Annotated in this window: 12 protein-coding genes; 5 read left to right on the top strand and 7 right to left on the bottom strand. The window is 71.3% G+C overall.

Going from position 1 to position 13,126, the window contains the following annotated elements; translation table 11 throughout:
* Positions 1 to 20: 20 nt before the first annotated feature.
* Positions 21 to 722, bottom strand: coding sequence for a response regulator (locus MED01_RS19930; RefSeq protein WP_308193524.1), 702 nt, complete (start codon positions 720 to 722; stop codon positions 21 to 23).
* On the bottom strand, positions 719 to 1,903 hold the full coding sequence (locus MED01_RS19925) for a sensor histidine kinase (RefSeq protein WP_238670067.1): 1,185 nt from the start codon (positions 1,901 to 1,903) through the stop codon (positions 719 to 721). Before MED01_RS19925 ends, MED01_RS19930 begins: the two co-directional genes overlap by 4 nt.
* Before the next feature lie 314 nt (positions 1,904 to 2,217).
* Here MED01_RS19925 and MED01_RS19920 point away from each other — a divergent pair, with 314 nt between their 5' ends.
* Positions 2,218 to 2,547, top strand: coding sequence for a hypothetical protein (locus tag MED01_RS19920; protein ID WP_238670066.1), 330 nt, complete (start codon positions 2,218 to 2,220; stop codon positions 2,545 to 2,547).
* Between the two features lie 62 nt (positions 2,548 to 2,609).
* Here the strand turns inward: MED01_RS19920 and MED01_RS19915 are convergent, their stop codons facing one another.
* Positions 2,610 to 3,260 (bottom strand): hypothetical protein, encoded by a 651-nt coding sequence (locus MED01_RS19915; protein WP_238670065.1) that lies wholly within the window; start codon positions 3,258 to 3,260, stop codon positions 2,610 to 2,612.
* 252 nt (positions 3,261 to 3,512) lie between these two features.
* Here MED01_RS19915 and MED01_RS19910 point away from each other — a divergent pair, with 252 nt between their 5' ends.
* Positions 3,513 to 4,130, top strand: coding sequence for a copper resistance CopC family protein (locus MED01_RS19910; protein WP_238670064.1), 618 nt, complete (start codon positions 3,513 to 3,515; stop codon positions 4,128 to 4,130).
* Between the two features lie 107 nt (positions 4,131 to 4,237).
* Here the strand turns inward: MED01_RS19910 and gltX are convergent, their stop codons facing one another.
* The 3 genes from gltX to MED01_RS19895 form a co-directional block, all read right to left on the bottom strand.
* The gene (gene gltX, locus MED01_RS19905) at positions 4,238 to 5,647 is read right to left on the bottom strand and encodes a glutamate--tRNA ligase (protein WP_308193523.1); all 1,410 of its coding nucleotides are present in this window, start codon (positions 5,645 to 5,647) and stop codon (positions 4,238 to 4,240) included.
* A 72-nt stretch (positions 5,648 to 5,719) separates the two neighbouring features.
* Positions 5,720 to 6,997, bottom strand: coding sequence for an MFS transporter (locus MED01_RS19900; protein ID WP_238670063.1), 1,278 nt, complete (start codon positions 6,995 to 6,997; stop codon positions 5,720 to 5,722).
* Positions 6,994 to 8,343: a GH1 family beta-glucosidase gene (locus MED01_RS19895; protein ID WP_238670062.1), complete on the bottom strand. Its 1,350-nt coding sequence runs from the start codon at positions 8,341 to 8,343 to the stop codon at positions 6,994 to 6,996. The genes MED01_RS19900 and MED01_RS19895 overlap by 4 nt, the downstream gene beginning before the upstream one ends.
* A gap of 188 nt (positions 8,344 to 8,531) precedes the next feature.
* On the opposite strand from MED01_RS19895, the gene MED01_RS19890 reads away from it, so the two are divergent.
* Entirely contained in the window at positions 8,532 to 8,978 is a 447-nt protein-coding gene (locus MED01_RS19890; protein ID WP_238670061.1) for an SRPBCC family protein, read from the top strand.
* A gap of 246 nt (positions 8,979 to 9,224) precedes the next feature.
* Here MED01_RS19890 and aceE read toward each other — a convergent pair whose 3' ends face one another.
* Positions 9,225 to 11,963, bottom strand: a complete 2,739-nt coding sequence (gene aceE / locus MED01_RS19885; protein ID WP_308193520.1) for a pyruvate dehydrogenase (acetyl-transferring), homodimeric type — start codon at positions 11,961 to 11,963, stop codon at positions 9,225 to 9,227.
* A gap of 178 nt (positions 11,964 to 12,141) precedes the next feature.
* Here aceE and MED01_RS19880 point away from each other — a divergent pair, with 178 nt between their 5' ends.
* Positions 12,142 to 12,618: a hypothetical protein gene (locus MED01_RS19880; RefSeq protein ID WP_238670060.1), complete on the top strand. Its 477-nt coding sequence runs from the start codon at positions 12,142 to 12,144 to the stop codon at positions 12,616 to 12,618.
* 26 nt (positions 12,619 to 12,644) lie between these two features.
* Positions 12,645 to 13,049 carry a YjbQ family protein gene (locus tag MED01_RS19875; protein WP_238670059.1) on the top strand — a complete coding sequence of 135 codons (405 nt, stop codon included), beginning with the start codon at positions 12,645 to 12,647 and terminating at the stop codon, positions 13,047 to 13,049.
* The last annotated feature ends 77 nt before the right edge of the window (positions 13,050 to 13,126 follow it).

Here is a 13,126-nt window from a genome sequence, read left to right as displayed (position 1 = left end):
GCGCGCCCAGCGGGCCCGTCTCACGGCTGCGGGGGAGCGGGCAGGCCCACCTCCTGGGCCAGGATCGCGGCCTGCACCCGGCTGCGCAGGTCCAGCTTGGCCAGGATCCGGCTCACATGAGTCTTGGTGGTGCTCTCCGCCAGCACCAGTCGATCGGCGATCTGCTGGTTGGACAGGCCCAACCCGAGGCAGGCCAGCACGTCGCGCTCACGCGGAGTGAGGGTGCCCAGCGCGGCCCGGGCGTCCGCCGACGCGCCCGGCGCGGTGGCCGCGAACGCGGTGATCAACCGGCGGGTCACAGTGGGTGCGATGAAGCCGTCACCCCGCGCCACCGTCCGCACCGCGCTGACCAGGCCGTCGGCGTCGGTGTCCTTGAGCAGGAACCCGGCCGCGCCGGCCCGCAACGCCCCGAAGACGTACTCGTCGAGGTCGAAGGTGGTGAGCACCAGCACGTCGGCGAGCCCGTCGCTGACGATCGCCCGGGTCGCGGAGATCCCGTCCCGGCGCGGCATCCGCACATCCAGCACCGCCACGTCGGGGCGCAACTCCCGGCACAGGCGCACCGCGGCGTCCCCGTCGGCCGCCTCGCCGACCACCTCGACGCCCGCCGAGCCGTTCAGGATCATCGCCAGTCCGGCCCGTACCGCCGGCTGGTCGTCGGCGAGCACCACCCGAACCGTCGCCGGGCCCGCGTCGTCCGGTGGCCCCGCCGGCCCGGTCACCCGCCCTCCCCGGTGGGCAGGGCCGCCCGCACCTGCCAACGGCCGTCGTGCGGTCCGGCGGTGAACCGGCCGGCCAGCAGTGTGGCTCGCTCCCGCATGCCGATCAGCCCGGCCCCGGCGCCCGGCAACCCGGCCCCGCTCCAGCGCACCGGGTTCTCCACGGTCAGCACCACCTCGGCCGGCCGGTACGCGATCGTCAGCTCCGCCTCACCCGTACCGTGCTTGAGCGCGTTCGTCAGCGACTCCTGCACGATCCGGTACGCGGCGAGGTCCACCCCCACCGGCAACGCGCCCGGCGTGCCATCGGTTCGGACCCGCACCGCGAGGCCGGCCGCCCGGGCCCGGTCGACCAGTCCGTCCGCCTCGGCCAGCCGCGCGGTGACCACCTCCGGCGTGGCCGGGTCGGCGCTGGTCCCGGGCTCGCGCAACACCTCGATCATCTGACGCATCTCGGCGAGGCCCTGCACGCTGCTCTCCCTGATCACCCGCAACGCCGACTCCACCTGACCGCGATCCAAGCCGGGCACGGAGAGCACGGCGGTGGCGTGGATGGCCACCGCGCTGAGGTGGTTCGCGACCACGTCGTGCAGCTCCCGGGCCATCCGGGCCCGTTCGGCGCTGACCGCCTGCCGACGGTCCAACTCGACCAGCCGGGCGGTCTGCTCGGCCCGCGCCCGCTCGGCGGCGGCCTGATCGCGGTACTGCCGCACACTGATGCCGGTCAGGACCGGCAGCAGCCCGGCGAGCACCACCAGCACCCCGAGCGCCGCGCCGCGCCACTGGCCGTACCCGAGCACGCCAACGACCACCCCGAGCAGGCTCAGCGCCACGGTGATCCGCAGCAACCACCGCCACAGCCGGGGCGGGCCGTACACGCAGGCGTCGTAGAGCACCTGGGTGTAGACCAGGACCGTGCCCAGCGAACTGCCCAGCGCCGTGTCGACCACCAGCGCGCCGGTCCCCACGGCCAGGCTGGCGCGTGGTGCGACCCGCCGTAGGCCGACGGCGACGCAGACCGCCACCAGCGGCGGCAGGAACAACGCCGACGGCACGTTCGCGTCCGGACGGACCTGTGGTTGCCAACCCAGGGCGTGCAGCACCAGGCCACCGGCCAGTGACGCGCAGGCCAGCACGAGGTCGCGGCCGAGGGTGCCAGAGTCGAGCCACGGTGGCGCACGCATGCTCCGATCCCACCACAGCCGTCGCCCGTCGAACTCCCACCGAGGGAGGACCTCGACCGCACCGCCATGCGCCGAAAGGGGTATGCGGACCCTTACCGACCGTCGGAGCGCCCTCGGCCGTGACGCCCCTGGTGAACGGCGCCAGAAGAAGCTGTGAACTGCGTAACCGGCTCCCGCGCTCAAGCGGCGTCTAGCAGGACCGGCCGGTCCGGACCCCGGGTACGCTGCGCGCGGCCCGTCGGTCCCGGCCAGTACGGTGACAGGGCACCTCGGGGAGAGCATCCGAGGGTGAGGCGAGCGTGAGGAGACCGGGGATGGCGCACGGGGAGGCCGAGCACGGCTGCGCCCAGGGCGAGCCCTGCCGGCCGGGGCACCACGACCCGCAGGCGGCTGGCAAGCACCGCCGGCCGGTCGGTGGCGCACCATCGCACCCGGTGGAGCCACTGCACGGGCGCGTCGATGACGAGCCCGTGCTGCCGCGTCAGCGCTCTGCCGAGCCCACCGGCCTCGCCGAGCCCGACTCGGACGTTCCCGCTGGTTGCCTCAGCGAACTTCCCGGCTGGGCCGGGGCACATCGGCACGGCGCGGTCCGACCGCGGCCGAGGGCCATCCGCCGGGAGCGCCCACCGCGCCGCTGGTGCTGAGCACCGCCGACGTACTCGCTGATCGGCGAGTACGTCGACGTCAGTTCAGCGAGTACGTCAGCTCAGCGCGTGCGGCGGCGGATCAGCAGGGCGATCCCGGCGAGGCCGACAGTGATGGTCAGCATCACGCCGACGTTGAGCAGCAGCAGGTGTTGCAGGTCGCCGAGCGCCTCGTCGAGGTCCTTCGCCGGGTCGAGCGTGTCCTCCGGGAGGACTCGCTCGCCACCGCCCGCGCCGCCGCTGACCGTGTCGAACTGCCGCTCCAGCGGCACACCGGCGGTGCGCAGTGTCTCGGACATGCTGAGCCGACCCAGGAACCAGCCGGCGCTGGTCTTGCGACCGTCCGGCTGCTTCGCCGGCCGGAAGACGCGGGGGCCGCCGATCGCCTTGGGATAGAGGTCGTAGGTCTGCTTCGGCGTCTCGCCGGCGAGCACCACGACGGTGTATTTCGGACCGAGGTTGGCTGCCTTCGGACCGGTCGGCATGCCGGTGCGGGCGAGGAAGTTGACCTGGTCGATGACCGCGCCCACGAGGGCGGGCTCCTTGTCCGCGTGCAATCGCAGCGGCGCGGACAGCCCGGTGCCGGTGATGTCCACTCCGGCGGGTGCCGGCTTCGGCGCCGCCGAGGCCGAGCCGGCGGTGCCAAGCGCCAGCAGTGCCACCGCCAGCGTGCCCGCCAACGCGGCGACCAAGCGCCTCATGTGTCGGAGCATCCCGCCTCCTCGCCCCGTTCGATGGATGGCTTCGTCGTGACGTCTGGACCGATCTGCCGGTGCGGCATCGACCGGATGGTCGCGTCCACTCCTACAGACTCCGCAGAACGTCGATGAGTTGCAGCTTTCAGAACAGTAATTGGAACTATCTGCGATCTCTGCTCGACTAATGAGGAGCCGTTTGATCAGCGGGCGGATCGTACCCTTACGGAGGGGTTCATGGGGGGCAGGGTTACACGTACGGTGCGGGTCATGCCAGTGGTGTTCGGCGTGGCGTTCGGTGTGTCGTTTCTGGTGCCGGCGACTCCGGCTGCCGCCCACAACCAGCTGACCGGCAGCAACCCGCGCGACGGCGCCCGCGTGGCGTCGGCGCCAGCCCGGGTCGAGCTGCGGTTCCTCGCCAAGCCGTCGCCGACTACGACGAAGATCACAATAACCGGACCGGACAATGTGGTCGCTGGCGGGACTCCCGCCTTCGACGGCAGTCGGGTGCGGGTGCCGTTCAAGCCGGCCGCCGCCGGGCTCTACATCGTCGGCTACCAGCTCGCCTCGTCCGATGGGCACCCGGTGAAGGGCGAGGTGCGGTTCACCCTCACCACCGGCACCGCCGCCGACCCGTCCGCCTCGCCGTCGGCTGCCGCCGGCACCAACCCGGCCGGCTCGCCCTCGGCTGCCGCGTCGGCCGAGGGGGCACCCTCCGCCGGCCCCGCGTCGGCGACCCCCGGCAGCTCGACGGCCTCCACTGTGCCGGCGGCGTCGGAGCGGTCCGATTCGGGCAGTCGCTGGTGGTTCTGGGCGCTCGGTGGTCTGGTGCTGCTCGCCGCCCTCGCGGCCGGCCTCGTGTTCCGCCGCCGACGCGGAGCCCGGTGACCACCGGGCTGGCCCTGCTCCGCGATCTTGCGCTTACTGTCCCGACACAAGGGGCATCCCACTCATGTCGACAACCGAAACCGCAAGATCGGCGGAGGGGTGGTGGGTCAGACCAGGCGCAGGCGGGCGGCGCGGATCCGGGTCAGGGTGCGCTCGCGACCGAGCACCTCCAGCGACTCGAACAGCGGCAGACCCACGGTGCGGCCGGTGACGGCTACCCGCACCGGCGCCTGCGTCTTGCCCAGCTTGAGGCCCCGCTCGGCGCCGACCGCCTCCAGCGTCGACTTCAACGACTCGGCGTCCCAGGACTCCAGCGCCTCGAACGCCGCGACGGCGTCGTCCAGCAGCTCGGCGGAGCCGTCCTTCATCGTCTTGGTCCAGGCGGCCTCGTCGATCAGCGGTGAGGCCAGGAAGAGGAAGTCGACGTTCGGCACGATCTCGCTGAGCACCGCGATCCGCGTCTGAGCCAGCGGCGCCACGGCGGCGAACGCGTCGGCGTCGAACTCCTCCGGCTGCCACGGCGGCGGCGCGATGGTCCCGGTGCCGGTCAGCCACGGCTGGCAGGCGTCGATGAACTCGGCCACCGGCAGCGCACGAATGTACTCGCCGTTGAACGCGCGCAACTTCTTCTCGTCGAAGAACGCCGAGGAGAGATTGACCTCGTCCAGCCGGAACTCGTCCTCGATGACCGACCAGGGAACGATCTCCCGGTCGCCGGAGGGGGCCCAGCCGAGCAGCATGAGGTAGTTGCGCATCGCGCCGGCGAGGTAACCCTCGTCGCGGTACGCCTCCAGGGCGACCTTGTCCCGGCGCTTGGAGAGCTTCTGCCGCTTCTCGTTGACCACCACCGGCACGTGCGCCCAGATCGGCGGCTTGACCCCGAGGGCCTCCCACAGCAGTTGCTGCTTGGGAGTGTTGGGCAGGTGCTCCTCAGCCCGGATCACGTGCGTGATCCCCATGGTCATGTCGTCGACGACGTTGGCCAGCAGGAAGACGGGTGAGCCGTCGCCCCTGGCGATGACGAAGTCCTCGATGAGCTTGTTCTCGAACGTGGGCTCACCACGGATCAGGTCGACCACCACCGTCGCGCCCTCGTCGGGCGTACGGAAGCGCAGCGCGTGCCCCGGGCCGGGGCCGAGGCCACGGTCGCGGTGGTAGCCGTCGTAGCCCTGGTACTGCGAGCCGGTGCGGGCCTGCACGTCCTCGCGGGTGCAGTCGCAGTAGTAGGCGCGGCCGGACTCGAACAGGCGCGCGGCGGCAGCCCGGTGCTCGCCGGCGTTCGCCGACTGGAAGTACGGGCCCTCGTAGCTGCCCCGGGAGATCCCGATCCAGTCCAGCGCGGAGAGGATGCCCTCGGTCCACTCGGGCTTGTTGCGCGCCGCGTCGGTGTCCTCGATGCGCAGCACGAACACGCCGCCCTGCTGCTTGGCGTAAATCCAGTTCTGCAGCGCCGAGCGGGCGCCGCCGACGTGGAACATGCCGGTCGGGGAAGGGGCGAAGCGCACACGTACTGTCACGTCCCCCAGCCTACGGCGGTACGCGACTGCTTTCCGCCACGGCCCCCCAGGGCGTGCGTCAAAGCCCCTGGCTCACGGGACCGAGCGGATCTTGACGACCAGCGCGCTGCCGAGCAGGGTGACCACGGCGGTGACCGCGTAGAGCGTGGGATAGCCACCCAGGTACACCACGAGCGGGGCGGAGAGCGCCGGGCCGAGCACCTGCGGCGCCGAGTTGGCGATGTTGATGACGCCCAGGTCCTTGGCCCGGTCGGTGGCCCGGGGCAGCACCTGGGTGATCAACGCGGCGTCCACCGAGAGGTAGACGCCGTAGCCCGCGCCGAGCAGCAGCGCCGCGACGATCGCCATCGGCCAGACCGGCGCGACAGCGAGCAGCAGCGCCGCCACCGCCATGATCAGCCCGGAGACGATCACGTAGATCTTGCGACGACCGGAACGGTCGGACATCCGGCCGGCGACCACAGCGGTCAGCATCATCCCGAGCGTGTAGAGCAGGATCAACACCAGCAGGCCGCCCTCAGGGTCGGGGTGGCGCACCCCGTCGCTGAGGAAGTACAGCAGGTAGAGGGTGCCCAGGGCGTTGCCCAACTGGACCAGGAACCGGGTGATCCAGGCCCAGGCGAAATCCGGGTGCCGGCGAGGGCTGATCCACATCGAGGCCAGCAGCGCCCGCGTCCGGATCGCCGGCCGATGGGTACGCGGCAGCGGTTCGTCGGGGGTGAGCAGCGCGAACGGCAGCGACAGCAGCAGGATGGCCACGGCGATGGCCAGGTAGCCGGCGGCGTTGCCGGTGACCACGGCGGTGACCAGCACCGCGCCGAGCACCAACCCGAGCGCCTGCGGGATGCCCACCCACCCGGAGACCCCGCCGCGCTGGCGCACCGGGACCCGGTCCGGGATGGCGGCGGTGAGGCTGGCCAGCATCGCGTTGAAGCAGACCTGCGCGGCGACCCAGCCGAGGGCGACGCCGAGGATGGTCCGTTGCTGGGCCAGCAGCACCAGGGCCGCAGCGCCGAGCACCGCCCCGCCCGCCGTCCAGACGTGCCGACGACCGAACTCGCGGCCGGCGATCCGCAGGCAGGTCCGGTCGGAGAACGCGCCCGCCAGGGGGTTGGCCAGCACCGCGGCCAGCGCGCCGAGGCCGGTGACCACGGCCAGCATGTTCTCCTTGTCGCCGGGCGCGATCTGCTCGATCTGTTGCGGCAGCAGCACCTGGATGGGCGTGAAGAACGCCATCCACACGCCGAGGTTGGCCGCGAAGATCAGACCGATCCAGCCGCGCCGCACCGGCACCGTCGGCTCAGCGAGCGCCGCCGGCAGCGACGACGGCGTCGGGTCGAGGGTGGTCACCGCGCCGACCCCGGCCGGCTGGCCGCGATCACGTCCCGCAACCAGGTGTACGACGACTTCGGCGTACGGGTCTGGGTGGCGTAGTCGACGTGCACCAGACCGAAGCGCTTGGTGAACCCCTCGGCCCACTCCCAGTTGTCCAGCAGCGACCAGACGAAGTACCCGCGGACGTCCACCCCGTCGTCGATGGCGGCTCGGACGGCCCGCAGGTGCCCGTCGAGGTACGCGATCCGCTCCGGGTCGGCCACCTGCCCGTCGGTGTCGGGAGCGTCGTCGTACGCGCAGCCGCTCTCGGTGATCTCGATGGGCGGCAGCGCGTCGCCGTAGGTGTCGCGCAGCCAGCCGAGCAGCTCGCGTAGCCCGTCGGGGTCCACCGGCCAGTCGAAGGCGGTGCGCGGGTAGCCGTCCAGCGGCACGAGGTCGAACGGCAGGGGAGAGCCCTCCTCGGCAGCCCGTACCCCGGTGGGGTTGTAGTAGTTCACACCGAGCACGTCGATCGGCGCGGCGATCGTGTCGAGGTCGCCGGGGTGGATGACGCTCGGGTCGAAGCCGGGCAGCTCCGGGTAGCCGCGGCCGAGCAGCGGGTCGGTGAAGAGCCGGTTGTGCAGCGCCTCGTACGCCGCCCCGGCGGCCCGGTCGGCGTCGTGGTCGCCGAGCACCCGCACCGGCGAGTAGTTGTTGGCGATCGCCACCGGGCTGGCGGTGTGGGTCCGCAGCGCGGCGACCGCGAGCCCGTGCCCGAGCAGTTGGTGGTGGGCAACGGGGAAGGCGTCGAACAGCAGCATCCGTCCGGGGGCGTGCACACCCATGCCGTAGCCGAGGCTCATGTGGATGAACGGCTCGTTGAGGGTGATCCAGAGCCGGACCCGGTCGCCGAGGCGGGCGGCCGTCTTCTCGGCGTACTCGGCGAAGCGGGCGGCGGTGTCGCGGTGCATCCAGCCGCCGGCGTCTTCGAGGGGTTGCGGCAGGTCCCAGTGGTAGAGGGTGGCCACCGGGTCGACGCCGGCGGCCAGCAACTCGTCCACCAGGCGGTCGTAGAAGTCCAGGCCGGCCGGGTTGGCCGGGCCGGCGCCGGTGGGCTGGACCCGGGGCCAGGCGATGGAGAACCGGTACGCCGTGACGCCGAGGCCGGCCAGCAGAGCCACGTCCTCGGTGTGTCGGTGGTAGTGGTCGCAGGCCACCTCGCCGCTGCTGCCGTCGCTGATCCGCCCGGGGGAGCGCGCGAAGGTGTCCCAGATGGACGGAGCGCGGCCGTCGGCAGTGGTGGCGCCCTCGATCTGGTGGGCCGATGTGGAGACGCCCCAGCGGAAGCCGGTGGGGAACTGGGGCATTGGTGCGGTTGACATGCGCCCTCCCGGTCAACGTGAAACGTGCTCGGGACTTTAGGGCGCTCTCGATGAATGCGCCATAGGCCGGCCTGACGCAATGCGCAATGGTTGATCGGCGTGTCTTTTTCCGAACCCGTCCAGGTAAGTCCGATTTAGCGCATAGAGTGCCGATATCGTGGGATGTCCTCACCGGAGGAAAGACGGAAATGATCCTCGTGGAACGCAGTGCGCACGTGGCGGCGCCAATTGAAGTGGTCTGGGATGTCGTGCAGCGGGCCGAGCAGTTGCCGGCCTGGCTGGCCGGGGTCCGAGCGGCCGAAGTGCTCTCGGGAGAGGGCTTCGGGCGGCGACAGCTCGTCCAGGCGGGGCGCGGCTCGGCGCATGAGGCCGAGGTGATCGCCTACCAGGAGCCGACGCTGATCGGCTGGCGGGAACGGGCAAAGGGTGCCGGTGCTCGTGCGGAGGCGCGCACCGAGATCTACGTCCAGCTCACCGGGGACGAGGAGGAGGGCGGGACCGTCGTGCGCCTCATAGTGGTCCGCTGGCCGGCCGGCCCGGTCAAAGCGGCCATGCTGCGCCTCGGACTGCGTCGGGTCGGCGCCGACCTGGAGGACTCGCTGGCCCGGCTCACCGACCTGGCCGCCGTCGGCTGACGAGCGCCCATCCTCCCGGCGTCACCCGCGACGGCGGTGGTCCGGATCCCCGCCAGGGCCCCCGGACCACCGCCGCTCCCGTCCCTTGTAGGCATCGATCATGGACTTGTGGTGCCTGGTGCGCGGTGATGTGCCCCCTTCGTCCACCACCACAACTCCTTGATCGACCCGGTACGGGTGTGGTGTGGGGAACAGCCAGAAGGGCCCGGCGCGTCAGCGCCGGGCCCTTCTGGGGTCGTGCTCTGTCTAGCTGTCGCCGCCGGTCTCGCCGACCGGAGCGGCGTTGACGTCGTCGATCGCGTACTTCTTGGCGGCCTCGGCCGGCACCGTCGCCGCCACCGCGCCGCTGCGGGCGAGCTGCCGCAGCGTGGCCACCACGATCGACTCCGCGTCGACGTGGAAGTGCCGGCGCAGCGCGTGCCGGGTGTCCGACATGCCGAAACCGTCGGTGCCGAGCGACGTGTAGTCGCCGGGTACCCAGCGGGCGATCAGGTCCGGTACCGCACGCATGAAGTCGCTGACCGCGATCTTCGGCCCGTCCGCCTCGGCCAGCTTCTGCTGGATGTACGGAACCTTCGCCTCGGCGCCCGGGTTGAGCAGGTTGTACTCCTCGGTCTCCACCGCGTCGCGGCGCAGCTCGGTCCAGGAGGTCACCGACCAGACGTTGGCGCCCACCCCCCAGTCCTGGGCGAGGAGCTGCTGGGCCTTGAGCGCCCACTGCATCCCGGTGCCCGAGGCGAGCAGGTTGGCCTTCGGGCCGTCGACCTGCGGCGCCGGCGAGTAGCGGTAGATGCCCTTGAGCAGGCCCTCCACGTCCACGTCGGCCGGCTCGGCCGGCTGCAGCGTCGGCTCGTTGTAGACGGTCAGGTAGTAGAAGACGTTCTCCTGCGCGTCCCCGTACATCCGGTGCAGACCCTGCTCCAGGATGTGCGCGATCTCGTACGCGAACGCCGGGTCGTACGCGACCACCGCCGGGTTGGTGGCGGCGATCAGCAGCGAGTGCCCGTCCTCGTGCTGAAGGCCCTCACCGTTGAGCGTGGTCCGACCCGCTGTGGCGCCGAGCAGGAAGCCCCGGGCCATCTGGTCGGCCGCGGCCCACAGCCCGTCGGCGGTCCGCTGGAACCCGAACATCGAGTAGAAGATGTACATCGGGATCATCGGCTCGTCGTGCGTGGCGTACGCCGATCCGGCCGCCGTGAACGAGGCCACCGAACCGGCCTCGTTGATCCCCTCGTGCAGGATCTGCCCGGTCGTCGACTCCTTGTACGACAGGAACAGCTCGCGGTCGACCGAGGTGTAGCGCTGGCCGTGCGGCGAGTAGATCTTCGCGGTCGGGAAGATCGAGTCGAGACCGAAGGTGCGGGCCTCGTCCGGGATGATCGGCACCCAACGCTTGCCGAACTCCTTGTCCTTCATCACGTCCTTGAGCAGACGGACGAAGGCCTGCGTGGTGGCCACCTTCTGCTTGCCCGAGCCGCGCTTGATGTCGGCGAACCGCTCCGGGCCGGGGATGGCCAGCCGCTTCGTGCTGGTCCGCCGGGACGGCAGGTACCCGCCGAGCTGCTCGCGCCGCTCCTTGAGGTACGCCATCTCGTCGGACTTCTCACCCGGGTGGAAGTACGGCGGCAGGTAGGGGTTGTCCTCCAGCGCCGAGTCCGGGATGTCCAGGTAGAGCCGGTCGCGGAAGGTCTTCAGATCCTCCAGCGTCAGCTTCTTCATCTGGTGGGTAGCGTTGCGGCCCTCGAAGTGCGAGCCGAGCGTCCAGCCCTTGATCGTCTTCGCCAGGATGACAGTGGGCTGACCGGTGTGCTCGGTGGCCGCCTTGTAGGCCGCGTAGAGCTTGCGGTAGTCGTGCCCACCCCGCTTGAGGTTCCAGATCTCGTCGTCGCTGAGCGGCTCGACCATCTTGCGGGTCCGGGCGTCGCGGCCGAAGAAGTGCTCCCGCACGTACGCGCCCGACTCCGCCTTGTAGGTCTGGTAGTCGCCGTCGGTGGTGGTGTTCATCAGGTTGACCAACGCGCCGTCGGTGTCCGCGGCGAGCAGCGGGTCCCACTCACGGCCCCAGACAACCTTGATCACGTTCCAGCCGGCACCCCGGAAGAACGCCTCCAGTTCCTGCATGACCTTGCCGTTGCCCCGCACCGGGCCGTCCAGCCGCTGCAGGTTGCAGTTGATCACGAAGGTGAGGTTGTCCAGCTCCTCGCGGGCGGCAACGCCGATGGCGCCCAGCGTCTCCGGCTCGTCCATCTCGCCGTCGCCGAGGAACGCCCAGACGTGCTGCTGGGAGGTGTCCTTGATGCCGCGGTGCTGCAGGTACCTGTTGAACCGGGCCTGGTAGATCGCGTTCAGACCGCCGAGACCCATCGAGACGGTGGGGAACTCCCAGAAGTCCGGCATCAGCCGAGGGTGCGGGTACGAAGGCAGCCCACCACCGGGGTGCGACAGCTCCTGGCGGAACCCGTCGAGCTGGTGCTCGCTGAGCCGCCCCTCCAGGAACGCCCGCGCGTACATGCCGGGGGAGGCATGGCCCTGGTAGTAGATCTGGTCGCCACCGCCCGGGTGGTTCTTGCCCCGGAAGAAGTGGTTGAAGCCCACCTCGTAGAGCGACGCCGAGCTGGCGAAGGTGGAGATGTGCCCGCCGACGCCGATCTCCGGGCGCTGAGCCCGGTGCACCAGCATGGCGGCGTTCCACCGGACGTACGCCCGGATCCTCCGCTCGACGTGCTCGTCACCCGGGAACCAGGGCTCGCGCTCCGACGGGATGGTGTTGATGTAATCGGTGGTGGTCAGGGGCGGAACCCCGACCTGGCGCTCACGGGCGCGCTCCAGGAGGCGCAGCATGACGTAGCGGGCGCGTTTGGCCCCGCGTTCGTCGATGACACCGTCAAGCGACTCGACCCATTCGCTGGTCTCTTCAGGGTCGATGTCCGGAAGCTGGCTCGGTAGGCCGTCGCTGATCACCGGGCGCTTGCGTTCCGTAGCCACAGGCGTTCCCTCGGTTGTGTGTGGGATAGGTCTCTAGCGCCATCCTGCCCCCTGGTGGCACCCGTCGTCACGTCTAGGTCCCCCCGACGCGATGCTGAACACAGGTACTCGCCAGTAACTTAGCGCGACGACCCGGTGAAACCCGACCGGTTTGACCGCTACTCCTACCGTTACCGCCATGAACGGACGCCGTGTCGCGGTCGCCGCGAGCATGATCGTTGTCGGGGTGGTTGGCCTGGTCATTGGCGCTGTCGGCCTCGCCTCCGGCAACCTGCCGATGGTCGGATTGGTGGCCCTGGGCGCCCTGGTGGCCGTGCTCGGCGCGGGCCTGCTGCGCGACGCGATCCGCGCAGCCCGTCTGAACGGCCACGATGGCCGCCGCCGCCGCCGCCGTCCGGACTCGGACGCCGCCGGGTACGGCTTCTACCCGATGCCCGCCGGGGACGCCGGGAGCGGGCACGTCGGCCACCAGCGCGACGGCGACCACGACCGCTCCGACGGTACGGAGCCGGCCGGCGGCAGCGGCGACTCCGGGGGAGGCTGGTCCGGCTGGGGCTGGTCCAGCGGTGACTCCGGCGGCGGCTGGTCCGGCGGTGACTCCGGCGGCGGCTGGTCCGGTGGCGGCGACTCCGGTGGCGGTGGCGGCAGCTCCTGACCCCACCCTGCGGCAGAATGCGACGTATGCGCAGCGACGTGATCACCGTCCAGACCGGGTCCCGGCCGACCGTCCGGGACATCACCGCGGAGGCCCAGCAGTTCGTCTCGGGCGAGGGCGACGGCCTGCTGCACGTCTTCGTGCCGCACGCCACCGCCGGCCTGGCGATCATCGAGACCGGGTCGGGGTCCGACGACGACCTGCTCAGCGCCGTGAACGACCTGCTCCCCACCGAGGACCGCTGGCGGCACCGACACGGCTCGCCCGGCCACGGCCGCGACCACGTGCTGCCGGCGTTCATCCCGCCGTACGCCACGCTGCCGGTGCTCGGCGGTCGACTGGCGCTCGGCACCTGGCAGTCGATCTGCCTCGTCGACACCAACGGCGACAACCCGACCCGCCAGGTCCGCTTCTCCTTCCTCCCCGCCTGACCTCGCCCGCACCTCCCACGCCCGCCCCGAACTCCGCGCCGCCCGCGCCTGCACCCCGCACCGCCCGCGTCCCGCGC

This window comes from Micromonospora alfalfae, assembly GCF_022230925.1.
Classification (GTDB): Bacteria; Actinomycetota; Actinomycetes; order Mycobacteriales; family Micromonosporaceae; genus Micromonospora; species Micromonospora alfalfae.
Note: the sequence above shows the minus strand (reverse complement) of the source record. Positions and strands in the feature narration are given on the sequence as shown.